We start from the raw sequence: 22,109 nt of genomic DNA on the forward strand, positions 1-22,109 counted from the left end.
TTGCACCAATAAATCTCAGGAGCCTCCATGTCAAACTCTCTTTCTATCGTTATTTTAGCTGCCGGGAAAGGGAGCCGGATGAAATCGCCCAAAGCGAAAGTACTTCATGAAATATGCGGTCGCGAGATGCTTTACTACAGTATTAAAGCGGCACGAGAGATCACTGATGATGTCATCGTCGTCGTCGCTCACCAAAAAGATGCTGTGATTGCTGCAATGGAAAAATATTATACAGGACTGACATTTGTCACTCAAGATGCCGAAAACTTCCCCGGTACCGGCGGTGCGATGATGGGCGTACAGCCTAAATACGATGACGTGCTCGTACTCAACGGGGATATGCCTCTGATAGAACGCTCCTCGATTGAAAAATTCCTCGCCAATCCTGCTGACATCGTCATGTCGGTCATCCCCCTCGACAACCCAAGCGGCTACGGTCGTGTCGTAATCGAAAACGGCCAAGTTCTGCGTATCGTCGAAGAAAAAGACGCTTCTGAGGAAGAAAAAGCGATCAATACCGTCAATGCCGGAGTTTATGCGTTCAAACACCATGTTTTGCAAACCTACATCCCGCGCCTTTCCAATGCTAATGCCCAAGGGGAGTACTATCTTACCGATGTAATCGAGATGGCACGTGCCGACGCGCTAAGTATCGCACCGTTGTATGTCGAAGAGATAGAATTCAAAGGGGTCAACTCCAAAAACGATCTCGCTCAATCCGAGATAATTATGATGGATCGCATCCGCCGTACATGGATGGATGCCGGAGTCATCATGCAGCTTCCCCACACGATCTATATCGAAGAAGGGGTTCAGTTTGAAGGAGAATGTATTGTTGAAAACGGTGTACGCCTCTGCGGAAACACCCTTATCTCTCATTCTCATATCAAAGCCCACAGTGTCATCGAAGAGAGTGTCGTCCGCAACTCTGACGTAGGTCCTATCGCCCACTTGCGCCCACTGAGTGTCTTAGAAGGGACTCATATCGGCAACTTCGTCGAAGTGAAAAAATCAACCCTTACCGGCGTTAAAGCGGGACACTTGAGCTATCTCGGCGACGCCACTATCGATGAGGGGAGCAATATCGGTGCGGGAACCATCACCTGCAACTACGACGGGATCAAAAAATACCAAACCATTATCGGCAAAAACGTCTTCGTCGGAAGCGATACTCAACTCGTTGCACCCGTAGAGATCGCCGATAACGTTATGATTGCTGCAGGGACCACAGTAACCGCAGGAAAATACGAAAGCGATATCCTCATCCTAAGCCGAACCACGATCAAAAAGATTCCCGGCTTTTTCTCCCGATTCTTCGGCAAAGGGAACTAATGATTATCCCCTCTAATCTGCTCGCAGGAAAAAAAATCCTCCTCGGTGTTACCGGGTCGATTGCGGCGTATAAATCGCTCGAATTACTCCGTTTCTATATCAAAGCCGGAGCTGAGGTACGGGTTGTTATGTCCCCTGCCGCCAAAAAGTTCATCGCACCTCTCTCATTCGAAGCCCTCAGCCGCAACCGTGTCCTCGATGACACCAACGAATCCTGGGCGGACGATTTTAACCATATCAAGATTTCGCAGTGGGCGGATGTGATGGTTATCGCCCCCGCTACCGCAAACACGATTGCCAAACTTGCCAACGGGATCGCTGATACGATCCTCACCCAATGTGCCTTGGCGTTTTCAGGGATCAAACTCATCGCCCCATCAGCGAACACCAATATGATCCAAAACCCGATGATCCAAGCCTCCCAAAAAATGCTTGCCATCGCGAATTACGAAATCATCGCTCCCCAAACCAAAGAACTGGCCTGTCAAGTGGTCGGGGAAGGTGCAATGGCAGAACCGCAAGAAATTTTTTGGCAGAGCGCTAAAATTTTGCTCAAAAACGATTTTTGGTCTGACCGCCGTGTTATCGTCACAGGTGGAGGCACCATCGAGAAACTCGATGACGTCCGAACGATCAGTAATCGTTCCAGCGGCAAAATGGCCTCCGCGCTTGCTACCGCACTCTTTTTACGCGGCGCGGATGTCAACCTGATCGCAACCCGTTTTGAAAACGATTTGCCACAGGGGATTCATACTATCGATGTGGAAAGTTCCCAAGAGATGAATGAATACCTCACCGACTCGATCCGTATCGCTAAAAAAGGGAAACTTTCCAAACCTTCCCTCATCCACGATGAGCCGATTGCTTTGATCCGAAAAGAGCCGTTTTTATTTATGGCGGCGGCGGTCAGCGACTATCTCCCGCTCCATCCTCAAAACGGTAAGCTGAAAAAAGAGATGCTTGGGGAAGACTGGAACATTCCGATGAAACAAAATATCGATTTATTGAGTGCATGCAATAAAGAGGGGATCAAAACCGTCGCTTTCAAAGCCGAAACCGATCCTTCCGTTGCATCGGCAAATGCCCGCACTCTTTTGGAACGCAAAGGGGTCGATGCGGTATGTCTGAACGTTATTGACGAGAGCAACCCGTTCGGCGGAGATTCCAACGCTATCGATTTTATTACGCGAAATGAAACAGTGAATCTCCCGAAAAACGATAAACTCACCGTTTCTTTGCGTATCTTAGAGCAGGCCGAATCTTTATGAGCAATCAACCGCGTCACATCGCGATTATTATGGACGGAAACGGCCGATGGGCTACCGCACAGGGGAAAAGTCGCACCTACGGTCATGAGCGCGGAGCCGAAACAGTACGCGCCATCACCACCTACTGTGCACGCCACAGCGACATCGATCGTCTAAGCCTCTACGCTTTCAGTACCGAGAATTGGAAGCGTCCGAAAATCGAAGTGGAATTTCTGATGAAACTCCTAGAACGCTACCTCAAAAGCGAATGTTCAACCTATCTGGAGGGAAACATCCGATTCGAACCGATCGGTGATCTTAGCCTCTTTTCCAAATCGCTTCGCAAGATAATCAATGATGTTCAAAATGCGACGGCAAACTGCAACGGATTGGTACAAAGTCTGGCATTAAACTATGGAAGCCGTGATGAAATTGTCCGAGCCATAAATGCCCTGCGCAATGAAGAATCCATTACGGAAGAATCTCTCAGCAATGCACTCGATTGTACCCATGATATCGATTTGCTCATCCGTACCGGCGGCGATCATCGGCTGTCGAATTTTCTCCTCTGGCAGGCTGCGTATGCGGAACTTTTCTTTACCGACACGCTGTGGCCCGAATTTACCGCCGATGAACTCGAAACGATTATCAAAAAATTCAAAACCGTCGAGAGACGATTCGGAGGATTAAATTGAGCGAACTGTTTTTTGTCTTTATCATTGGGGCGGCCATCGGCTCGTTTCTCAATGTCCTCATCCTCCGTACCCCGCGTGATGAGAGTGTCTCGTTCCCTGCTTCACACTGTATGAGCTGTAATACCCCGCTGCGTGCATGGCACAACATCCCTATCCTCTCATGGCTCTTTTTACGCGGAAAATGTGCGTTTTGCGGTGAAAAAATCTCCGTTCAGTACCCATTTATTGAAGCACTCAGCGGTCTTATCTTTGTCTTTAGTGCTATAAAACTGGGGGTTTCGGTTCAAGGATTCGGCGTTGCATTGACGTTTGATCTCTTGCTCGCCCTATCAGTGATCGATTACCGCTACAAAATGGTTCCTGACAGTATCAATCTCGCCGCATTGACGGTTGCCATGATCAGTGCAACCTCCCTCGGACAGCTCGGTTATAATTTCACCAATGCCCTTTTGTTTGCCGGAGGATTTACCCTCCTTCGTTTTTACCTCTCCTACGCCATTAAAAAAGAGGCGATGGGCGAAGCCGATATTATGATTGCCGCGACGATGGGAGCATTACTCGGGGTAAAATTGGGACTCGTTGCGATTTTCGTAGGTGCAGTGATCGCCCTTCCGGCCTTATTACTGACCCAAGGAGAGAGCGAAGATTCCAAACAGCTTCCGTTCATCCCCTTTTTGGCAATGGGATGCTGGATCGTACTGATGTTTGATACCTATGTAAGCGCATATTTGGCGGGGTTGTATGGATAAATTACGCCACTATATTTTATCAAACTTATCGATTCTCTTTTTCTCGATTTTTTTGCCCCTTTTTGCGATAGCCTCGGTCATTTTTATGATCAAACTCGCTACCTACACGGCGGTCATTCAGCTCAGTATCTTGGAAATGGCTAAGCTCTATCTCTTTGTATTGCCGGAGCTGTTGTTTTATACCCTGCCGATCGCATTTGTCGTCGGAGCCGCATTGACCCTCTATCGCCTCTCGAATGACAACGAAATGGTCGTCGTCTTTTCGCTGGGTATTTCACCCTCGTTTATCGCCCGAGTATTAGCCGTTCCGGCACTGCTGCTCACGCTGCTTCTACTGATCGATTTTTTACTCGTTACCCCGTATATCAAAATCATCTCAGCCAATTTCGTCGATCACAAAAGAGCCGAAGCCAAATTCAACCTTACCGCTTCCGAATTCGGGCACAGTTTCGGAGACTGGATGCTCTTCATCAACAAAAGCGATGAACAGACCCGCGCGTTCAGTGATGTAGTATTGTTCAACAAAAAGATGAAAGACGAGATTCTCATCACCGCTAAAAGTGCCGAATTGCTCAATAACAAAGGGGTATTACAACTCCGTCTGCGTGAAGGGGAAAGTTACAGCTACGATGATGAAACCCTGAAAAAAATGATTTTTAAAATCGCGTACATCAATGACATGATGAGCAGTGAAGAGACTATTTACCTTGACGCTATCGACTACTGGACCAACAGTGATTTGCGAGAGCGTAAAGATCAACGCCTTATCACCAACACGCTACTAAGCCTTTTCCCGCTTATCTCAGTCTTTTTGGTCATTGCTCTGGGAGTCGTTCATGCCCGTCATCAAAAACGGTGGATTTACCTATGGCTTTTCCTCTCCATCATCGGATTTTATTCCGCCGCCATACTCACCCAAAAATGGCTTGGCTTCCATACGATCTGGGCAGTTGCTCTTTTGTGGCTCCTCATCACGTACGGTTTTTATAAACGTCTGGTAGGACAACGATTTTGAATCGTGCCAAAATCACCATGAGCTACAACGGCTCGGCGTTTCTAGGCTCACAGCAACAACCCACGACGCACGAAACCGTTATCGGAACCCTCCTTATCGCCCTCAAACGGCTCAAAATCAACTCCGCACCCAAAGGCTCAGGCCGAACCGATCGCGGCGTTCATGCCACCCATCAGGTGATGCACATCGACCTGCCGCTGTTTTGGGATGACCTCCCCCGTCTCAAAGATATGCTCAACCTCCAGCTCCCCAACACATTGCGGATTTTACGCATCGAGTTTGTAGAGGGCGAATTCCACGCCCGCTACAGTGCCAAAAAACGGGTTTACCGTTATCTCATCAAAGAGGGAACTACCAACCCTTTCGAGGATAATTTCGTCACCTTCGTCCCCAATCTCAACCGTGAGATCATTACTGATGCGATCAAATGTTTCGAGGGAGCTCATAGTTTTGAATTCTTTAAAAAAAGCGGCAACGACTTGGAGCACTTTACCCGTATGATCTATCGCGCCTACGCCTACTCTCACAAAGGGTATTTTGTCCTCGTGTTCGAGGGGAATGGATTTTTACGCTCCCAAATCCGTCTGATGGTCGGTTTTTTACTCCGTATCTCAGCAGGGAAAGCGACGAAAGAGCAGCTTATCGAGCAATTGAATTGCATTAAGCGGTACTCGACGGATATCGCGCCGCATAATGGTTTATATCTGACACATATTAAATACTAAATTCCCGTCATTCCCGCGAAGGCGGGAATCCAGCTTACCTTGGGATGGATCCCCGGATCAAGTCCGAGGATGACGGCAGAGAACACCTTTAGTCAAATACACTAAACTTACTTGATATCTCTTGCATTATTAATGCTATTTCGTTACAATCATAGCTCAAATTTTAACCTTTAAGGATAGTCACATGGCAAAACATCAGTTCCAGACTGAAGTCTCACAAATCTTACATCTCATGATTCACTCTTTGTACTCCAACAAAGAAATCTTCGTCCGTGAGCTCGTATCCAACAGCTCCGACGCACTCGATAAACTCAACATGCTCGTCCTCACCGACGATGCCTACAAAGGGGTAAATTTCGCTCCTCGTATCGACATCATCATCGACAAAGAGGCGAAAACCCTTACGATTTCCGACAGCGGTATCGGTATGAACGAAGCCGATCTCGTCGAAAACCTCGGAACCATCGCAAAATCGGGGACCAAAGCGTTCTTGGAAAAACTATCCGGCGATCAGAAAAAAGACTCCAACCTTATCGGTCAGTTCGGTGTCGGTTTCTATGCGTCGTTTATGGTAGCAGACAAAGTGGAAGTTATTTCACGTAAAGCCGGAGAAGAGCAAGCCTACAAATGGTCATCTATGGCAGGTTCTGAATATGACCTTGAGCCGGCAGAACGCGACAGTCACGGTACGAGCATCATCATGCACCTAAAAGACGATGAGAGCGAATTTCTAGAGACGCACCGCATCGACAGCATAATCAAAAAATACTCCAACCATATCCCATTCCCGATCTTCATGGACAAAGAGGAGTGGGTAGCCCCAGCCGAGGGTGAAGAAAAAGGTCACAACGAGACCAAAAACGTCCAAGTCAACAAAGCGAATGCATTATGGACAATCTCAAAAAGCGACATCACCGATGAAGAGTACAAAGATTTCTATTCGAGTATCGCCCACGATTCAAGCGAGCCGCTATTATGGATGCACAACAAAGCCGAGGGGACATTAGAGTACACTACCCTCTTCTACGTCCCTGCAAAAGCGCCGATGGACTTGTACCGCGTCGATTACCAAAGCGGTATCAAACTCTACATCAACCGTGTCTTCATCACTGACGATGAAAAAGAGCTTATGCCAACCTACCTCCGTTTCCTACGCGGGGTAATCGACTCTGCCGACCTTCCATTGAACGTCAGCCGTGAAATCCTCCAAAGCAACCGCGTTATGGCGAAAATCAAAAACGCATCGGTCAAAAAAGTGCTCGGCGAACTCGCAAAAGTCTCTGAAAACGACGCAGAAAAATACGATGCGTTCTACAAAGAGTTCGGAAATGTTCTCAAAGAGGGACTCTACAGCGACATGGGCAACCGTGAAAAAATCCTAGAGCTTCTCAAACTCAATACCCTCAATTCTGCCGAGCCGGTCATGTTCAGCAAATTCGTCGAGGGTGTAGATGCAGAGAAAAAAGAGATCTATTATATCAGTGCAAAAATGTCTCTTCAAATGCTCAAAAACTCTCCGGCGTTAGAGCGTTTCAAATCAAAAGGGATCGATGTATTGGTGCTCAACGAAGAGATCGACACGATCGTCTTCCCGATGGTAACCGAGTACAACGAGTATAAATTCGTCAATGTTTCCGATGCGAAACTCGAAGAGTCCGAAGAGGAGAAAAAAGAGCACGAAGAGAAAGCCAAAGGGATGGAATCATTCGTTGGTCAGCTCCAAAATGCTCTCGGTGAGAACGTATCGAAAGTCGAAACGACGTTTGATCTCACTGACTCTGCGGTATGCTTGAGAGTCGATAAAGAAGACCAAGGGTACATGATGGCGCAGATGATGAAACAGTTCGGAAATATGGGTGGGGATTTCCCGGCTCCGAAACCGATCCTCCAAATCAATCCGAACCATGAGTTGATCAAAAAACTTAGTGATTCAGCGGATATGAATCTCATCGATGATGCGGCGCATGTGTTGCTCGATCAAGCGAAACTCTATGAGGGTGAAACCCTTGCGGATACGGCAGGGTTTATCGCACGTTTAAATCGCATTATGGCGAAAGCGCTCTAATCTCTCCATCATTCCCGACTTGATCGGGAATCCATCCCCATTTTCCCCGTTATTCCTGCGAAGGCGGGAAGAAAAATTTAGCTCTACTCCTATACTAAAGCTTTTTACTGTTTTTAAATAATTTTTGTTAAAATTGTTATAAATATTTTATTTTTTAAGAAAGTGGCAAAATAGTTATGAAAGACATGTTTTTATGGATCAAAAACAACTTATCGCATTTATTCTCACTCATTGGTATTCTACTAACGATTTATTTTTCTGTCTATTATATTCCTCAATATTCAGAAGATTTAAAACATAAGCGTATAGAAGGAATAAACAATGAGCTTATAGGCACCATTCAAGAACTTGTCTATAATCAACAGCAAATAGATCTTCACGATATAGAAACATTGATCAAAGGTAAAGAACTAAGAGATAATGTAAATTACCCTTATAGCGTAGATGAACTCCTTATACAAGTTCAAGAAAGTTTTGTATCAAATAAATTCATTACCCTAGAATCACGAAAAAAACTGGTTGAAACAATAGATTCAATTCGAGCAACAATTAAACCTATCAAAGATCAAAATGAACTAAAAGAACCTAAAAAATTCAATTGGCTTTCACTATTTTCAGCACTATTAGGAATAATATCTTCTTTATTCGCTACATATAGTCTTGCCTCCAGGGTAAGCAAACAAAGAGAAGAAGAAGTTACAGAACGCGTAATTGAACAAAATGAAATTTTTCAAGACAAAATCAAAAAAGCATTTGAGTTTGAAGAATTTGTTGGGAAAAAACTTGAATTACTATATGGAGTGGAATCAGTTATTCGTCAAGGGCCAATTAATACTGGAGTAGATTTCATTATAATGAAAAATAAAAAGCCAGTATTTGCAGTTGAAGTGAAATTCTCTGATAACATCGTTTCAGCTAATACAATATATAAACTTATACCACTTGTTCAAAGTATCGGTTGCCCAGTTATTGTTGTTAGTAATAAAGAGCCATCCCAATTGGCTTTAAATCTCTTGAATAAGACTAACTCTGAACTAAAAAATAAGATAAAAATAATAACAATTAATGAACTTGAAAATATTGAACATATTATTCAATCTGATTAATGAAAAAAGAAGACAGGCTACTTTTTTTCCCTTCCCTCACCCCACATTTCAAATCTTCTCTGTACTTTACTCTTTACGAGAACCTTTTCTTCTTAAGATATTACATCAATAAATAGTGTTTTCATAGCTCTACATTCTTAAGGAATTAGTAGTAGAAACTATTAATAAACTATATAATATTTAATTTTATTATATTTTGATATAAAATTATTATATTTCGAAATAAGGATAAACAATGAAATCTTCGAAAATTGCCTTATTTGCTTCTCTCATCCTTCTAACTGGATGTGCATCGATGGAGGAGTTTAAACCTTCAACAAATCCTATTATATCTATTCGTTCAAATTGGAATGAACAAGTTGCTCAAAGTTTTATCGATGGAACATATAAGAATCGATATAACGAACTCATGTCTAAAATGGGATCCGAAGAAGAAGCGAAAAATGAGCGTAACCGCCAAATTTATCTAATGATCAATGGGATTGATTCCTATTATGACCGTGAAATTAAAGGTAAGTTAATCACAGGTAAAGCAGCCATGAATACATCATACGACATATTGTTACTAGCATTAACTGGAACAGCGTCATTTGCAGGAGGTGAAACACCTCAAGTTCTCTCTGCTGTAGCTACTGCTATTCAAGGGACTAAAGCTTCTATCGATAAAAATTTCTTTCAAAACAACTCCGAAATAATGTTAGTTATCAAAATGGACCAACTGCGTGCTGAGGTTTATACTGACATACAGCAATCCATAAAGCAATCTTGCCAAGATTATCCACTTGAAGCTGCAATGAGAGATGTAATTCGATACTACAGTGCAGGAACAATGAAAAGCGCAATTATTGCTATTGTAAATGAAGCAGGAACAAAGTTGCAACAAGCAGAAGAAAAATCAAAAGAACTCTTAAAATCCAATACTGATATGGCTACGCAAAAAGAGCAACTTAAATTACAGAAAGATCAATTAGAAATACAAATAAAACGCAAAGAACTTAATCTGTAAATGATTTTGACTGCTTACAAAAAAATAAAGAAGGGACTATGATACTTTTTTCCCAATCCCTCACTCCACATTTCAAACTTCCTCCCTACTTTTCTGTTTAGCCGAAAAGTAGCAAAAGAGCATACCGCGATCCAAGAACACTCGTTCCTCTCGGCACTACTGCCTTCGGAACGGCTCTAGGTATTGGATCGCGGGAATAATTTAAATAGAATCATGCCTTGCGACACCACACAGAGCAAGGTCGTTCGCCGTAGGGCGAAACGTACCGCCAGCGATTTGGCGCAAGGCGATTTTCTTTTCGTTCTTTTCTTATGAAAAAGAAAAGGACATAATCTTTCATACTGCAATATATTTTCAAAACACCCTATCAAAGTATTACACTATTTTTTAAAAAGGGAGTTGACTATGCCCGAAACCTTTTTCCCTAAATATACCCCACCTTTGACATATCGTACCAAAAATGGTACAATCCAATGAATAAGAAAATAAACGTCGTTTTTTATCAAAGTCCAAGCGGTAACGAACCTGTGCGCGAATGGCTCAAATCATTAGAGCCGCATGACCGTCAGATCGTCGGCAGTGATATTAAAACCGTCGAATACGGATGGCCTATCGGTATGCCCGTATCACGCCCGCTCGGAAACAAACTGTACGAGGTGCGAAGCAATATTTCCGATAAACGGATCGCACGGGTGATTTTCACGATAATAGACGATTGGATGGTACTGCTCCACGGGTTTATCAAAAAGAGCCAACAAACCCCGAAAGAAGAGATAGATTTGGCGATCAAACGCCTAAAGGAGATACGATGAAACCTCAAGGAATCGGAACCAATTTCGATGATTTTTTAGAAGCAGAGGGGATGCTCGCAGAAGCCGAAGCGGTTGCAATCAAACGGGTTATCGCCTATCAACTCGAAGAGACGATGAAAAAAGAGCATATCACCAAAACGGAAATGGCAAAGCGGATGAAAACCAGTCGCAGTGCCATCGATCGTCTCCTAGACCCACTCAATACCTCGATTACCCTTGCAACTATCGAAAGTGCGGTTAATGCAATGGGTAAACGATTACAGATTCAGATGGTTTAATCCTATGAAAATCACCCCTATTACCGAAATCAACTCCCCTATCTATCACAACCTCATACAATCCTACGAAGCCGAGTTCTCACCGATCACTGGGAAGAAACCAAACGCTTCGGGTCTGTTCGAGCTAGATACCCATTTAGGAGACGATACGCTAGCCTTTCTGCTACAAATCGACAATGCCCCTGCCGGAATCGCTGCGATCCGTTGTAAAGAGACTCAAGCCTACGAAATATGTGAATTTTACGTAGTTCCCTACTTTCGGAAAAGTGGTATCGGAATGCACTTCGCCCACACTATTTGGAAAAACTATCCCGGAGATTGGGAGATCAAACAGATTCAGGGAGCTGAGTACGCCAGTAAATTTTGGCGCAAGACAATAAAGTCTTTTGTCGAGACAGAATATACCGAAGAGAGCTATGATGACCCGTATTGGGGAATCGTCACAAGACAGAAATTTACAGTAAATTAAAATAAGATATTATGCTCTCCCAAACTGGAGCTTGGAAGCGAATGATAACTTATCTCAACGTTATTTAAAAATCCCGTTCTAAAAAATCCGAATCATTCAAAACATGAGAATTTGCACTGTTAGGCATAGAGTGTTTGGGTACGCTTCCAAACCCTTCCAACTTACCGCAATTTGGGCATTTTCCCTTATCAAGTTCTGCTATCATCTCTACATCGATCACAAAATCACACGCCTGACAAAAAAACTCCATAATGTACTCCTGTACTATTTTCTAAAGTGTCAGATGCATTCTCTATTCTAATAGACTACACAAACGTAATGCTCTGTGCTTTGATCCGTTTCATATCTTCTTCATCCAGTCCATCGATACCGTAGACAAAACAGCACGGTTTCTCTTTGATCTGTTTGTGTATCTCGTTAAATGACTCTCTGTTTTCTACGATGTAGACGTTCTCCGCATACAACGCCTTCAGCGGCAGTCCGATGCACCCGTGCGCGAGGGTGATCGTCAGCAGTTCCATCATCTCGTTGTTGATCGTGATCCCACCGTTGCCTTTGAGCAGTATGACAGGGATAGATACTTTAAAAAGAGAATGTCTGTACTATTGTTGCAAGAGTACCCATATAAAAAAACTGCCCCAATCCTATTGTAAAAAGCATGCACCCATAGAGGGAGTGTGTGAAAAAAATGAGAGCAAGAGAGTGTGTTTTGGCATAAAGACTCGCAAAGAGAACACCCCCTCCAATTGCAAGGATTACGGCAATCCAATTATGAAAGATAATATGCATGTAGCCAAATATAAGTGCATTAACAAAAATCATAACCTGCTGATTGGGAAAAAGCACTTGATAGCGGTGAAAGAAAAAAGCCCGATAAACGATTTCCTGCGGATAGACTGAAAAAAGCGGATAGAAAAAGAGGATCGCTATCCAAAGCAACGTCTTTTCACGCATAAGTAAAAAAAGCGATTCAGGCTTCAAAAAATAGAGTAATAGACTCAAAAGCAGAGAAATAACCAAAAACTGAATCAGCATAGGTTGAAAAAAAGATGCTATCGACTCTTTCCGCCAAAAATTTTGACGGTCAAATGAAGTATCCTTTACAAGGATACGCAGACAAATCAGCGTGATTATCCATAAAAATAGTAAAACAGGATTAGGGGTGACAAGAAACAAAAGCAGTGGGACAAGTAAAAAAATGAGCGTAAATTCAAAATATAGCTTTACCATCCATAGAGCCTTTATTGAACAAAATAAACTTGATTTCATGAACCGCTACTATAGCTCAAAATATCATAACTATATTTTCTAAAATTCTTCACCGAAACACTCTCGACACAAATTCAAATTACTTATCTGATTTTTAATAATCATGATAGTAGTTTAGATATATTATGATAATAGTAGCATACAAGAACATTCTATGAAAGCCGATAAACAGCTTTCAAAGTATCAACTTATTTCCAGTAGGAGAAAAATGCATGTATCGCCAGATCGCATACTTTAGCCTCGGATGGATCGTTATCGTGCTCTGTTCATTTGGATGGGGATATTACAACAGCCGCCAGAAGGATGACCAAAGCATATTGGAAATGAGCCGTGCTTTCTTCGGGCAGATTGTCCTCACGCGAGAATGGAACGCTTGCCACGGCGGCGTGTATGTCTATGCCGATGAGAAGACCCCGCCAAATCCCTATCTTGTCAAAGACCCGGAGCGGGACATTCCCCTACAAAATGGAAAACTGCTGACCAAAATCAACCCCGCCTATATGACCCGACAGCTCTCCGAACTCGCCGCGCAGTACAACGGAGCACAGATCCATATCACGAGTCTCAAACCCATCCGTCCGGCTAACGCACCGACGCCATGGGAACGCAAAGCTCTGAAATCTTTCGAAACAGGTATCAACGAAGTAGGTACCTTTACGGACGGACACTATCGCTACATGGCCCCCTTGTTTATGCAAAAAAGCTGCATGAAATGCCACGAACAGCAGGGGTATAAGGTCGGAGACATCCGCGGCGGTATTAGCATCACCCTCCCCTACAACCGCTACGCTTCCCTCTCACCACGCATCACAGGTTATCTGGCAGTTACTGCGGCAGGACTGCTGTTTATTCTGTTCTTCGGTCGCCGCCTCGCTAGAGCCTATCAAATGCTCGAAGAACAGAGCATTATCGATCCCCTGACAGAGATTCCCAACCGCCGTTTCTTTATGAAACGGGCCGAAGAAGAGTTCCGGAGTGCCGGACGCAACCATACCCCAATCGCCTTGATTATGATCGATATCGACTATTTCAAAGGCTTTAACGACCGCTACGGCCATATAGAAGGAGATATCACCCTAAAAACGGTGGCCGAAGCGATGAAACATCAGCTGCGACGACCTCCGGACTGCATCGCCCGCTATGGCGGGGAAGAGTTTATTATCATGCTGCCCAATACCATGCCAGAAGGGGGTGCTCAGGTTGCCGAGTTGCTACGCACCAAAATTGAAGCGCTGCAAATCAACAATGAAGCTTCCAAATGTGCCGACGTAGTGACCATCAGCCTCGGTGTTGCCTCTGCTCCTCATGATAGCGTCTCTTTCGAAACCCTGCTCAAGCATGCAGATGAAGCGCTCTATACTGCCAAGCAAAAAGGTCGCAACCGCAGCGAGAGCATAATTATCCAACCGACGACGAAATAAAATCAGGATATAGGGGTCAGATATTCAATCTTTATTTTTCTATCACAGCACAAAAGTAAAGTCGTTAATAATCTGGTGTGAGGACGCTTTTTTGGATATTTATTTTTTCTAAAAAGAAAAACACACCTATAAAATTATCAAATAGTATTAAGTGTTTAAATGTAGAATTGTTGAAAAGTATAGATTTCCTATGATAGGAGGAATATCATGCGTATAGCCAAAGATGACGTAGACGTCAGAATGCAGATTCCAGGTGCCGTGATTCGTCAGCATATGAATTTCGGGGACGCAACGGGGCTAGGCAAAATCAGTTGCGAATATTTCACTCTTTCGGCGGGTGTCGATACAACTGCGTTGTTTCAGGGACTGGAAAGCAATTCCTGCCAAAGCCCCCACTGGGGCTTCGTCTTACGCGGTCAGCTCACCACGACAGACAATCACGGTTTCCAAGAAACAGTCCACGCAAATGACCTCTTCTACTGGCCGCCCGGCCACAACGTGAGGGTTGACGCAGACGCTGAAATCATAATGTTCAGCCCTCAACACGAGCACAGTATTGTCATTAATCATATGATCGAAAAAACGGGGGGATAAATCATGTCAGGAACTGTTCATCTTCATCATGTGTTGAAAGCACCGCCCGAGCGTGTATACCGGGCATTCACTACACCAGAAGCAATGGCCAAATGGATTCCGCCTTTTGGTTTTACCTGCACGGTTCACCACATGGAACCAAACGTTGGCGGAACATTCAAAATGTCATTCACCAACTTCACAACACAGCAAAGCCATTCGTTTGGCGGAGAATACTTAGAACTCGTACCCAACGAGTTCCTTCGATATACCGATACCTTTGACGACCCAAATCTGCCTGGAATCATGCAGGTTGCGGTTACGCTCAAGCCGGTTTCATGCGGTACAGACTTGAGCATCATACAAGAAGGGATTCCGGATGCGATTCCCCTAGAAATGTGCTATCTCGGCTGGCAAGAGTCGCTTGTACAATTGGCAATGCTTGTTGAGCCTGAAATTCAGCAGTAACAGAATATCGAGAACAAAAGACGAAGCTAAAATTCTCTCATCCTATCGAGTAAGTTTCAAGGCTATAGCGGCAACATGCCTGCCTTGATATCTAGCTCCGGAGAGTTCGTTATCACTTGGGAAGCGGCTGCCGTCGCCACCCGCAATCGTCGACGCACCATAGGGCGAACAACCGGTGATCTGGTCAGAAGACGATTGTCCTGCAAAGGTATAGGGTAGCCCGACAATTACCATACCATGATGCAGCAGCGTAACGTGAAACGTTAGGATCGTCGACTCCTGTCCGCCGTGCTGAGTACCGGAGCTGGTCATTACGCTTCCAACCTTGCCGACCAAAGCCCCTTTGACCCACAGTTTGCCGGTTGCATCGAGAAACTGACGCATCTGAGCACACATGTTACCAAATCGCGTCGGCGTGGCGAAGATCACAGCATCGGCCTCAGCAAGTTCATCCAGTGTACAGACAGGAATACCGGCTTGCTCTTTTTGAGCTTCAGTCGCCCCCATCTTGTCCAGAACATCGGTTGAAAGCGTCTCAGGAACACGGCGTAATATCGCTTCAGCCCCCTCCATTGATACGACTCCTTCCGCTGCCGCCTGAGCCATCCGATAGATATGTCCGTACATCGAGTAGTACACAATCAAGACTGTCATACGTTGCCTCCTTGTCGATTTTGTTCAATAATAACATAACTTTTTTTTATCTTTTCCAGTATTCCTTTCTTAATTAAAAATTAAAAGAAACACTTCCCGATAAATTCTATTGACATCCTTTCTTTTGCCTCTGTACCATTAGGGATATCAGGATTGAACGCAAAGGAGCAATTATGGCACATGAAGGTTTTCACGAAGATCCCACTAAACTCTCAGAATTTACAAAAGATTATCACCGCATTATCCAAAGTACCATGGAAGAACTCGAAGCAGTAGACTGGTACAACCAACGCGCCGAAGCTGCAAGCGACCCTATGGCAAAAGCAATCATGGAACACAACAGGGATGAAGAGATTGAGCACGCCTGTATGGGGCTAGAATGGCTCAGACGCAATTCCATCATATGGGATACCATGATGCGAAAATTTCTATTCACAACTACGGATATCGTCGTGCAGGAGTCCGGCAATACGGATCAAACCGTTCAGGGCAGTCCCGAAATCGTTGCAGCGCCAACGGGGACACTGAAAATCGGCAACAATAGCTAAGGAGCTGACAATGAAATTTTTAAATCGCGAAACGTCACCGATTGCGGCGGCTGTCTGGACTCAGATTGACAGTGTGTTTACCCCCTTGCTCAGCCAGCGGCTGAAACTGCGTAGCCTCGTCGGGTTTACCCCCGTCCCTTTTGAAACCGATGCCGTTGCTACGGGAAACCTGAAAACGATTACCGCTTCGGAAGCGCTAACCCTGTCAATGAGAAAACCCATTCCGATGGTGGAAATACGATACGATTTCGATCTCCCCAAATCGATTGTCGAGGCGTTCAAGCGGGACAAACCCGATTTTGACGACTCGATCTTCAAAAAAGTTGCCAACCGTTTCAGCGCCGTTGAGAATTCGCTGATTCTTGATGGGGTGAAAGAAGCAGATATTGAGGGAATTTTGAACAATATCCCGCGTAAACCGATACATGCCAAAAATATCAAGGGGCTGATTGACGCGGTCGCCTCGATGATCGCCGCTTTCGGTTCCGAATTTGTCGAAGGGCCCTACAAGCTCGTCCTCTCAACCGCAACACTGATCAAGATGGTCGGAGAAAGCGAAGGGGGAGTCAGTGTCAAAAGCCGTTTGGAGACCCTGATCGGAGCCAACTTTTTTGTGGTTTGCGAGAGCATCGGTGACGACAAAATTCTGGCGCTTTCACAAAGAGGCGGAGATTTCTTCCTGTATAACGGACTGGATGTCAGCATCGGATTTACCGAAGAAAAAGAGGACAGCTATACCCTTTTTATCAGTGAAAGCTGCACATTCCGCATCATTAACCCCGAAGCGGCACTTCTTATCACTCTGTGAGCTAAAAAGGAAAACGGATGGAACCCTCTATAACTGAAACCTCAGAATGCTCCCGGCAGATCAAGAAAGCTGTGGGCGACGCTATGGAATTCCTCTCAGAGGAAAAACAAAAGGAAGTGATTTTAAGCGTCTGCGCCCTGATCAAAGATCAGCGAAGTGAGCTAGTCAAAGATCCGGATCTCTCTGAAGAGCTGGCGGTCTCAACCTGCAGTATAAGCGACGAGGTGCTAGCGGAACAAGAGAGGATTCTCGAAGAGGTGATTACGAAACATCATATCAAAAAAGGCGTTCGTTACGACTTTGAAAAGCACCGACGTAAACCATCATAATATACAGTCGTTATCCATTTGAATAATAAAAAGGAAAAAGGAGAGATTTCACAAGCTACTTTTTTTCTAATTATATAGTTTCAACCGCTCCTCGAATTTGAGTTAATATAGTATGATTTGTGCAATTATTTATGATATGCATTATTTGTTTTTATTGATTTTACTTGCAAATGCCATGCGATAGGAATACTGTTTCACGACAGTATTCCGGTCTTTATAGAAGTGACATTGCCACATCACCTTAACTATTGATATTTAAATGACAAAATATAGATTTTTTTGATAATTGTCTGCTACAATTTATACCCTGAAAATATCCAACCGGGAGGATCAGTAGTAATGGAACCTATATTTAACCGTCATGGACAAACAGTCGGATGGCTTTTTAATGGTGTCATTTATGACCGTAAAAATTGCTATAGAGCGTTCATACGTGACGGCAATATCTTTACCTACGACGCCCAGCATCTTGGAATAATGTATCAAGGAATCTTACGTGATAGAAGAGGACAGTGTATAGCATATATGGATGAAGCCTCCGCCGATCCGAGACTTCCTATCCCGGAGATTACACCGGCTCCGCCGATTCCAACAATCCCATCGGCTACTCCGATTCCACCTATACCGCCTAAAGTTTCCCACACCTCATATCATTGGAATCCGTTGAAGTGGGAATTTTTTTTAGACGGCTAAAAGCCGAGGCAGAGTTAAATATTAAATGCTTTCAGAGTGTTTGGTGTGCCGCCTAGCTCTTTTATCTGTGAATCAAAAAATTGTTCAAGCGTTTGTTTTTCTTTAGCATTTAAAACAGCATTTTTATGCATCAGAAGATATTCATGTTTTGGCATCATCTCATTGTTGACCATTTGTTTTGCACGTTCCAGTCGCTCTAATTTTACTTTAGCGTCTATATTAGCCCAGTTTGAAAAATCCAGAGCCTTGCGACCTCTTACAATATGATCCGACATGACCCATGAGACAGGGGCAACGTTTTGATACCATGGGTATTTTGTTTCACTGGAATGACAGTCATAACATGAGGTTTTCAGAACACTCATAACATGTGGATCACTGTTTAACGCAACCTTCTCATCCACTGCCGGATTTTTAAAATCAGGTTGGATAAACTGTATCACGATCGCAATACCAATTACAAAATACATTACTAGCTTCATCTTTTTCACCCATCTATTCAAAGTTTTACCGGAAGCATACAGGTTTAAAGTAACAAAACGGCTCAATGAAGCCTTAATCAAGAACAAATCAAATTTTGCTAAAATCAATAATCCTTTCCACTTTTCCAAAGGCATTCAATATGGCACTCTTTAATAAACGGCTTTTGTACCGTATTGGATTGTATGGGTTAGCGGGAATCATCGCATTTTCACTGTATGCAAAAGCAAATGTGCAACCTGAAACAGATGAAGAGTATTGCAAAAGAAAGGGAATGGTCAAAATCCATGACCGATTCTATAAATACGACGTCTATGAACATAATGAAATGAAACCTATAGTAGATATGCTCTCCCAAGAGTGCAACGGTGATCCCTATTGCGAAATTAACCATACCTATCAATATGTTCTTAAAATCCCTTACAAAGAGAGTACAACCGATCGAAATCCATCCGATGTTATTAATCAAAATGGAGGCGATTGTGACGAAAAATCATTTTTATTGGCCACATTGCTTTTACAAAAACAGTATGAGTGTCTATTGGTCACGACAAAAGATCATGGGTTCATTGCCGTACATGTACCTAATGAGAGCATATTAAAACAACCGGTTTCGTATTTGACGTTCAACGGGAAAAAATACTATATTGCTGAGACAACCCTTTCCGATGGATATATCGGACAATATAACAATGTAAATCCAAAAGAGGTCGAAGGGGTTTTTGATATGGTCACAAAAAAAGAGATCGCCTTGGAAAAAATAGAATTTTCCTTACCTCACGATCTCATTCTTAGTAATTCGAAACGCTAATAAAGCAAAAATAAAAACAGCCCGAAACAGCTCAAAGTTCTGTTTTATACGCTCATCGTATCTCTATTTTTAGTAAAAATCATTACAATACGGTTATTAAACGGATACCAAGGATTACCCATCAAACCACCTGTCAATAAGAAAAAGCCTAGCGGACAAAAAGCCTATTCAAAACCTTCTCCCAACTTTCAACGCAAAGCACCGCCGAAAAAAGAGAGCGTCGAAACGACTCAAAAAAATGAGATCAAAGCGATGTTTATGAACTGGTTCAAAATTCGCAAAGCCGTTGCCGGTCATATCATGAGCAAACAGGATGTCATCACTCATATTCTGAAAAAACTCGATTCCAAACAAGACCGCCCTTTCCAAATCGCAATGGATGAGCTCAAAAACGACGGAGTGATCGAAACCAAAGAAGACGGTGTGACGTTGTTGTTAACCCAAAAAGGCGCTGAGCGCCTTTAGAAAGAACGGTGTTTATTTTTCATTATAATAATCTGATAGAATGACACAAAAAGGAATGACAATGAAAAAGATACTCATAGCTGTATTCACGATGGCTTCCGCTTTGATGGCGAACGATCCGCTCATCGATGAATTAAGTGCCTTGAACATCATTAAAGAGAGTCAAATACATATCCTCAAAGTACAGGATGAAGGAAATCTATACCTCATCAACGGCGAACCGACACGGGTACCCGAAGGTCAGTCAAAAAAACCGTTTAATTTCTTCATTACCAAAGACAAAAAAATCCTTATTATGGGCGATGCTATCCATACGGATACCAAAGATAAAGTCGGCTTTCCGATAGATAAAAGTGCTATTGCCGGTAAAGAAGCTTTCAGCTACGGAACAGGTAAAGAGATATTGTATGTTTTCACCGACCCGGAATGCCCGTATTGCAAAGAATTCGAAAAAGTGATCCCGAAACTCAAAGATAAATACACCTTTAAAATTTATCTCTTCCCTCTTCCGTTTCATGCTAACGCGATACCCATGAGCAAATGGATACTCAAAGGCAAAGACGGCACCCAAAAGGGTGAAAGACTGATCGCCATAGCAAACGGCTCGATAGAGTATAAAAACCTCGTCTTGACTCCTGAAGAAGATAAACAATTGACACAGATCATTAACACCTTGATAACTGTAGCCCAAGATGCAGAAATACGCGGAACTCCGACCGTTTTGGACAGTGATATGAAAAAATTAAACTGGCCAACGCTTTAAGAATCGCTATGTTCAAAAAAAACGTCCTCATTCTATCCTCTTCTCTCCTACTGCTCACTTCAGTTCATGCCTCTGAAAATACAACGGCATGGGAACTGTTCGACTGGATGGAATCTGCGCTGAAAGGGGAATGGAAACTCTCCCCTGCCGAGGCACAAATCGGAACCGAATCGTATAAACATAAAGCAATTCTTCCTATGATAGGTACCGATACGACCGCCATGGCATTTAAACTCATCGGTGCAGATGTGACGATCCAAGAAGATTTACTCCCCAATACCGCCAAACAGATGGTGAGTATGTACCATTGCAAAGATATCGCGTGTACCAACCTCAAAGCGACCCATTACTGCACAAAACAAAACCAACCCGAATTTCTAGCCAATCTTCACGATAGTACTAAAACCAAAATCATCTTTGAGTGCGATATGTCCACCGAACTGTGCCAATCCGATGAGGATCATGTCCACCAGATCATTCATGAGATCAGCGATGACGGCAAACATCTGAAAAGTTCCTATTTAGCATGGAAAGATAAAAAACCTAAATCGGAAAGCTCGATTTACTATTTCGAACGCAAATAATGCTAAATAGCTCTAAAGCGTGCATACAACGCATTATGGTCTGAGAGCTTTTTGACATCGATGGCATAACTCTCTACCACTTCCAACCCCCGATAAAAAATATGATCCAGTTTATAGCCCATAAACGATTTAATCAAATGAGCGTGTTCTATCTCACTATTTTGGAGTTCTAACGAGCCTGAAAGCTTCATCAGAAAACTAATCCTCTGCTTATTCCAACTGTTGAAATCCCCTGTTAGGATTATAGGTCCATGATGGTGACGTATTGAGTCGAAAATCATTTCAAGCTCTTTATGGTATACCTTGGTCGCTCTAAAGTTGATCGCATGGAGATTGACCAGCAAAAGCATCTCACCGTTATGAAGCGTATACGTGGAGAAAATCGCACTTTTTCGTGTTTGAATCATACTTTCGCGATGAGAGGATAGTAGGGAAAATGACTCATATTCTGGAATACGAGAGCCATTGAATACCCCGTACATATGATTTATGAATCGAATATTCGGTGCAAATACAAAATGAAAGCTATCCAATAAAGAAGAAGTATTTGACGTAATTTTTACTTCTTGAAGTGCTAATAGATCAATCGTGTAATCCTCAAGAACTCTCTTTAAAAAGTGATCGAATCGATACCCGAGATTCTGTTTATGGACATTCCAGCATAAAAGCCCAAATTCATTGGGTAAACATTTTTCTCCCTTAGGGTCAAGGCAATTGCGGATTATTTTGAGGGTTTTCATATCA

The 22,109-nt window shown here is 43.4% G+C and carries 29 protein-coding genes; 23 read left to right on the forward strand and 6 right to left on the reverse strand.

The window, feature by feature from the left end:
* Window positions 1-27: 27 nt before the first annotated feature.
* The 12 genes from glmU to PHI47_RS05380 all read left to right on the forward strand — a co-directional run bounded on the left by glmU (window position 28) and on the right by PHI47_RS05380 (window position 11,499).
* Window positions 28-1,332, forward strand: coding sequence for a bifunctional UDP-N-acetylglucosamine diphosphorylase/glucosamine-1-phosphate N-acetyltransferase GlmU (glmU, locus tag PHI47_RS05325; RefSeq protein WP_299934603.1), 1,305 nt, complete (start codon window positions 28-30; stop codon window positions 1,330-1,332).
* Window positions 1,332-2,600 (forward strand): bifunctional phosphopantothenoylcysteine decarboxylase/phosphopantothenate--cysteine ligase CoaBC, encoded by a 1,269-nt coding sequence (coaBC, locus tag PHI47_RS05330; RefSeq protein ID WP_299934606.1) that lies wholly within the window; start codon window positions 1,332-1,334, stop codon window positions 2,598-2,600. The genes glmU and coaBC overlap by 1 nt, the downstream gene beginning before the upstream one ends.
* The gene (locus tag PHI47_RS05335; protein ID WP_299934609.1) at window positions 2,597-3,274 is read left to right on the forward strand and encodes a di-trans,poly-cis-decaprenylcistransferase; all 678 of its coding nucleotides are present in this window, start codon (window positions 2,597-2,599) and stop codon (window positions 3,272-3,274) included. Before coaBC ends, PHI47_RS05335 begins: the two co-directional genes overlap by 4 nt.
* Window positions 3,271-4,023, forward strand: a complete 753-nt coding sequence (locus tag PHI47_RS05340) for an A24 family peptidase (protein ID WP_299934612.1) — start codon at window positions 3,271-3,273, stop codon at window positions 4,021-4,023. The genes PHI47_RS05335 and PHI47_RS05340 overlap by 4 nt, the downstream gene beginning before the upstream one ends.
* A complete protein-coding gene (locus PHI47_RS05345; RefSeq protein WP_299934614.1) occupies window positions 4,016-5,038 on the forward strand; it encodes an LptF/LptG family permease in 1,023 nt (340 codons plus the stop codon). Before PHI47_RS05340 ends, PHI47_RS05345 begins: the two co-directional genes overlap by 8 nt.
* A complete protein-coding gene (truA, locus tag PHI47_RS05350) occupies window positions 5,035-5,763 on the forward strand; it encodes a tRNA pseudouridine(38-40) synthase TruA (protein WP_299934617.1) in 729 nt (242 codons plus the stop codon). The genes PHI47_RS05345 and truA overlap by 4 nt, the downstream gene beginning before the upstream one ends.
* 184 nt (window positions 5,764-5,947) lie before the next feature.
* On the forward strand, window positions 5,948-7,828 hold the full coding sequence (gene htpG, locus PHI47_RS05355) for a molecular chaperone HtpG (RefSeq protein WP_299934620.1): 1,881 nt from the start codon (window positions 5,948-5,950) through the stop codon (window positions 7,826-7,828).
* A 176-nt stretch (window positions 7,829-8,004) separates the two neighbouring features.
* Window positions 8,005-8,934: a hypothetical protein gene (locus PHI47_RS05360; protein ID WP_299934623.1), complete on the forward strand. Its 930-nt coding sequence runs from the start codon at window positions 8,005-8,007 to the stop codon at window positions 8,932-8,934.
* Window positions 8,935-9,169: 235 nt separating this feature from the next.
* On the forward strand, window positions 9,170-9,940 hold the full coding sequence (locus PHI47_RS05365) for a hypothetical protein (RefSeq protein WP_299934626.1): 771 nt from the start codon (window positions 9,170-9,172) through the stop codon (window positions 9,938-9,940).
* A 473-nt stretch (window positions 9,941-10,413) separates the two neighbouring features.
* Window positions 10,414-10,752, forward strand: coding sequence for a type II toxin-antitoxin system RelE/ParE family toxin (locus PHI47_RS05370; protein ID WP_299934629.1), 339 nt, complete (start codon window positions 10,414-10,416; stop codon window positions 10,750-10,752).
* Window positions 10,749-11,030: an XRE family transcriptional regulator gene (locus PHI47_RS05375; protein ID WP_299934632.1), complete on the forward strand. Its 282-nt coding sequence runs from the start codon at window positions 10,749-10,751 to the stop codon at window positions 11,028-11,030. Before PHI47_RS05370 ends, PHI47_RS05375 begins: the two co-directional genes overlap by 4 nt.
* A gap of 4 nt (window positions 11,031-11,034) precedes the next feature.
* Window positions 11,035-11,499 (forward strand): hypothetical protein, encoded by a 465-nt coding sequence (locus tag PHI47_RS05380; protein WP_299934635.1) that lies wholly within the window; start codon window positions 11,035-11,037, stop codon window positions 11,497-11,499.
* Window positions 11,500-11,563: 64 nt separating this feature from the next.
* Here the strand turns inward: PHI47_RS05380 and PHI47_RS05385 are convergent, their stop codons facing one another.
* The 3 genes from PHI47_RS05385 to PHI47_RS05395 are packed head-to-tail and all read right to left on the reverse strand — an operon-like array spanning window position 11,564 to window position 12,729.
* The gene (locus PHI47_RS05385; RefSeq protein WP_299934637.1) at window positions 11,564-11,749 is read right to left on the reverse strand and encodes a hypothetical protein; all 186 of its coding nucleotides are present in this window, start codon (window positions 11,747-11,749) and stop codon (window positions 11,564-11,566) included.
* A gap of 55 nt (window positions 11,750-11,804) precedes the next feature.
* Complete coding sequence (locus PHI47_RS05390) at window positions 11,805-12,023, reverse strand: hypothetical protein (protein WP_299934640.1); 219 nt, start codon at window positions 12,021-12,023, stop codon at window positions 11,805-11,807.
* A gap of 58 nt (window positions 12,024-12,081) precedes the next feature.
* Window positions 12,082-12,729, reverse strand: a complete 648-nt coding sequence (locus PHI47_RS05395; RefSeq protein WP_299934643.1) for a CPBP family intramembrane glutamic endopeptidase — start codon at window positions 12,727-12,729, stop codon at window positions 12,082-12,084.
* Between the two features lie 251 nt (window positions 12,730-12,980).
* Here PHI47_RS05395 and PHI47_RS05400 point away from each other — a divergent pair, with 251 nt between their 5' ends.
* The 3 genes from PHI47_RS05400 (at window position 12,981) to PHI47_RS05410 (ending at window position 15,230) form a co-directional block, all read left to right on the forward strand.
* A complete protein-coding gene (locus PHI47_RS05400) occupies window positions 12,981-14,189 on the forward strand; it encodes a diguanylate cyclase (RefSeq protein ID WP_299934646.1) in 1,209 nt (402 codons plus the stop codon).
* Between the two features lie 207 nt (window positions 14,190-14,396).
* Complete coding sequence (locus tag PHI47_RS05405; RefSeq protein WP_299934649.1) at window positions 14,397-14,783, forward strand: hypothetical protein; 387 nt, start codon at window positions 14,397-14,399, stop codon at window positions 14,781-14,783.
* A 3-nt stretch (window positions 14,784-14,786) separates the two neighbouring features.
* Window positions 14,787-15,230, forward strand: coding sequence for an SRPBCC family protein (locus PHI47_RS05410; protein ID WP_299934652.1), 444 nt, complete (start codon window positions 14,787-14,789; stop codon window positions 15,228-15,230).
* A gap of 42 nt (window positions 15,231-15,272) precedes the next feature.
* On the opposite strand, the gene wrbA is transcribed toward PHI47_RS05410, so the two are convergent.
* Window positions 15,273-15,884, reverse strand: coding sequence for an NAD(P)H:quinone oxidoreductase (wrbA, locus tag PHI47_RS05415; protein ID WP_299934654.1), 612 nt, complete (start codon window positions 15,882-15,884; stop codon window positions 15,273-15,275).
* A 173-nt stretch (window positions 15,885-16,057) separates the two neighbouring features.
* On the opposite strand from wrbA, the gene PHI47_RS05420 reads away from it, so the two are divergent.
* The 4 genes from PHI47_RS05420 (at window position 16,058) to PHI47_RS05435 (ending at window position 18,262) form a co-directional block, all read left to right on the forward strand.
* Window positions 16,058-16,432, forward strand: a complete 375-nt coding sequence (locus PHI47_RS05420) for a ferritin-like domain-containing protein (protein ID WP_299934657.1) — start codon at window positions 16,058-16,060, stop codon at window positions 16,430-16,432.
* A 10-nt stretch (window positions 16,433-16,442) separates the two neighbouring features.
* On the forward strand, window positions 16,443-17,240 hold the full coding sequence (locus PHI47_RS05425) for a family 1 encapsulin nanocompartment shell protein (RefSeq protein WP_299934659.1): 798 nt from the start codon (window positions 16,443-16,445) through the stop codon (window positions 17,238-17,240).
* An 83-nt stretch (window positions 17,241-17,323) separates the two neighbouring features.
* Window positions 17,324-17,569, forward strand: coding sequence for a hypothetical protein (locus tag PHI47_RS05430; protein ID WP_299934662.1), 246 nt, complete (start codon window positions 17,324-17,326; stop codon window positions 17,567-17,569).
* Between the two features lie 339 nt (window positions 17,570-17,908).
* Entirely contained in the window at window positions 17,909-18,262 is a 354-nt protein-coding gene (locus PHI47_RS05435) for a 4-fold beta flower protein (RefSeq protein ID WP_299934665.1), read from the forward strand.
* Window positions 18,263-18,276: 14 nt separating this feature from the next.
* Here the strand turns inward: PHI47_RS05435 and PHI47_RS05440 are convergent, their stop codons facing one another.
* Window positions 18,277-18,744 carry a heme-binding domain-containing protein gene (locus PHI47_RS05440; protein WP_299934668.1) on the reverse strand — a complete coding sequence of 156 codons (468 nt, stop codon included), beginning with the start codon at window positions 18,742-18,744 and terminating at the stop codon, window positions 18,277-18,279.
* Between the two features lie 140 nt (window positions 18,745-18,884).
* Between PHI47_RS05440 and PHI47_RS05445 the strand changes: the two genes are divergently transcribed.
* The 4 genes from PHI47_RS05445 to PHI47_RS05460 all read left to right on the forward strand — a co-directional run bounded on the left by PHI47_RS05445 (window position 18,885) and on the right by PHI47_RS05460 (window position 21,365).
* Window positions 18,885-19,553 carry a hypothetical protein gene (locus PHI47_RS05445; protein ID WP_299934670.1) on the forward strand — a complete coding sequence of 223 codons (669 nt, stop codon included), beginning with the start codon at window positions 18,885-18,887 and terminating at the stop codon, window positions 19,551-19,553.
* A 258-nt stretch (window positions 19,554-19,811) separates the two neighbouring features.
* On the forward strand, window positions 19,812-20,018 hold the full coding sequence (locus tag PHI47_RS05450) for a hypothetical protein (protein WP_299934672.1): 207 nt from the start codon (window positions 19,812-19,814) through the stop codon (window positions 20,016-20,018).
* Window positions 20,019-20,079: 61 nt separating this feature from the next.
* Window positions 20,080-20,781 (forward strand): thioredoxin fold domain-containing protein, encoded by a 702-nt coding sequence (locus tag PHI47_RS05455; protein ID WP_299934674.1) that lies wholly within the window; start codon window positions 20,080-20,082, stop codon window positions 20,779-20,781.
* An 8-nt stretch (window positions 20,782-20,789) separates the two neighbouring features.
* Window positions 20,790-21,365, forward strand: a complete 576-nt coding sequence (locus PHI47_RS05460) for a hypothetical protein (protein WP_299934677.1) — start codon at window positions 20,790-20,792, stop codon at window positions 21,363-21,365.
* A 2-nt stretch (window positions 21,366-21,367) separates the two neighbouring features.
* On the opposite strand, the gene PHI47_RS05465 is transcribed toward PHI47_RS05460, so the two are convergent.
* Window positions 21,368-22,105 (reverse strand): endonuclease/exonuclease/phosphatase family protein, encoded by a 738-nt coding sequence (locus PHI47_RS05465; RefSeq protein ID WP_299934680.1) that lies wholly within the window; start codon window positions 22,103-22,105, stop codon window positions 21,368-21,370.
* Between the last annotated feature and the right edge of the window lie 4 nt (window positions 22,106-22,109).

It is taken from the genome of Sulfuricurvum sp., assembly GCF_028713855.1.
In the GTDB taxonomy this organism is placed as follows: Bacteria; Campylobacterota; Campylobacteria; order Campylobacterales; family Sulfurimonadaceae; genus Sulfuricurvum.

Excerpts from the sequence above, each read along its gene's own strand:
- glmU (WP_299934603.1), top strand. The coding sequence starts at position 28 with ATGTCAAACTCTCTTTCTATCGTTATTTTAGCTGCCGGGAAAGGGAGC.
- coaBC (WP_299934606.1), top strand. The coding sequence starts at position 1,332 with ATGATTATCCCCTCTAATCTGCTCGCAGGAAAAAAAATCCTCCTCGGT.
- PHI47_RS05335 (WP_299934609.1), top strand. The coding sequence starts at position 2,597 with ATGAGCAATCAACCGCGTCACATCGCGATTATTATGGACGGAAACGGC.
- PHI47_RS05345 (WP_299934614.1), top strand. The coding sequence starts at position 4,016 with ATGGATAAATTACGCCACTATATTTTATCAAACTTATCGATTCTCTTT.
- htpG (WP_299934620.1), top strand. The coding sequence starts at position 5,948 with ATGGCAAAACATCAGTTCCAGACTGAAGTCTCACAAATCTTACATCTC.
- PHI47_RS05360 (WP_299934623.1), top strand. The coding sequence starts at position 8,005 with ATGAAAGACATGTTTTTATGGATCAAAAACAACTTATCGCATTTATTC.
- PHI47_RS05365 (WP_299934626.1), top strand. The coding sequence starts at position 9,170 with ATGAAATCTTCGAAAATTGCCTTATTTGCTTCTCTCATCCTTCTAACT.
- PHI47_RS05370 (WP_299934629.1), top strand. The coding sequence starts at position 10,414 with ATGAATAAGAAAATAAACGTCGTTTTTTATCAAAGTCCAAGCGGTAAC.
- PHI47_RS05375 (WP_299934632.1), top strand. The coding sequence starts at position 10,749 with ATGAAACCTCAAGGAATCGGAACCAATTTCGATGATTTTTTAGAAGCA.
- PHI47_RS05380 (WP_299934635.1), top strand. The coding sequence starts at position 11,035 with ATGAAAATCACCCCTATTACCGAAATCAACTCCCCTATCTATCACAAC.
- PHI47_RS05385 (WP_299934637.1), bottom strand. The coding sequence starts at position 11,749 with ATGGAGTTTTTTTGTCAGGCGTGTGATTTTGTGATCGATGTAGAGATG.
- PHI47_RS05390 (WP_299934640.1), bottom strand. The coding sequence starts at position 12,023 with ATGATGGAACTGCTGACGATCACCCTCGCGCACGGGTGCATCGGACTG.
- PHI47_RS05395 (WP_299934643.1), bottom strand. The coding sequence starts at position 12,729 with ATGGTAAAGCTATATTTTGAATTTACGCTCATTTTTTTACTTGTCCCA.
- PHI47_RS05400 (WP_299934646.1), top strand. The coding sequence starts at position 12,981 with ATGTATCGCCAGATCGCATACTTTAGCCTCGGATGGATCGTTATCGTG.
- PHI47_RS05405 (WP_299934649.1), top strand. The coding sequence starts at position 14,397 with ATGCGTATAGCCAAAGATGACGTAGACGTCAGAATGCAGATTCCAGGT.
- PHI47_RS05410 (WP_299934652.1), top strand. The coding sequence starts at position 14,787 with ATGTCAGGAACTGTTCATCTTCATCATGTGTTGAAAGCACCGCCCGAG.
- wrbA (WP_299934654.1), bottom strand. The coding sequence starts at position 15,884 with ATGACAGTCTTGATTGTGTACTACTCGATGTACGGACATATCTATCGG.
- PHI47_RS05420 (WP_299934657.1), top strand. The coding sequence starts at position 16,058 with ATGGCACATGAAGGTTTTCACGAAGATCCCACTAAACTCTCAGAATTT.
- PHI47_RS05425 (WP_299934659.1), top strand. The coding sequence starts at position 16,443 with ATGAAATTTTTAAATCGCGAAACGTCACCGATTGCGGCGGCTGTCTGG.
- PHI47_RS05430 (WP_299934662.1), top strand. The coding sequence starts at position 17,324 with ATGGAATTCCTCTCAGAGGAAAAACAAAAGGAAGTGATTTTAAGCGTC.
- PHI47_RS05435 (WP_299934665.1), top strand. The coding sequence starts at position 17,909 with ATGGAACCTATATTTAACCGTCATGGACAAACAGTCGGATGGCTTTTT.
- PHI47_RS05440 (WP_299934668.1), bottom strand. The coding sequence starts at position 18,744 with ATGAAGCTAGTAATGTATTTTGTAATTGGTATTGCGATCGTGATACAG.
- PHI47_RS05445 (WP_299934670.1), top strand. The coding sequence starts at position 18,885 with ATGGCACTCTTTAATAAACGGCTTTTGTACCGTATTGGATTGTATGGG.
- PHI47_RS05450 (WP_299934672.1), top strand. The coding sequence starts at position 19,812 with ATGAACTGGTTCAAAATTCGCAAAGCCGTTGCCGGTCATATCATGAGC.
- PHI47_RS05455 (WP_299934674.1), top strand. The coding sequence starts at position 20,080 with ATGAAAAAGATACTCATAGCTGTATTCACGATGGCTTCCGCTTTGATG.
- PHI47_RS05460 (WP_299934677.1), top strand. The coding sequence starts at position 20,790 with ATGTTCAAAAAAAACGTCCTCATTCTATCCTCTTCTCTCCTACTGCTC.
- PHI47_RS05465 (WP_299934680.1), bottom strand. The coding sequence starts at position 22,105 with ATGAAAACCCTCAAAATAATCCGCAATTGCCTTGACCCTAAGGGAGAA.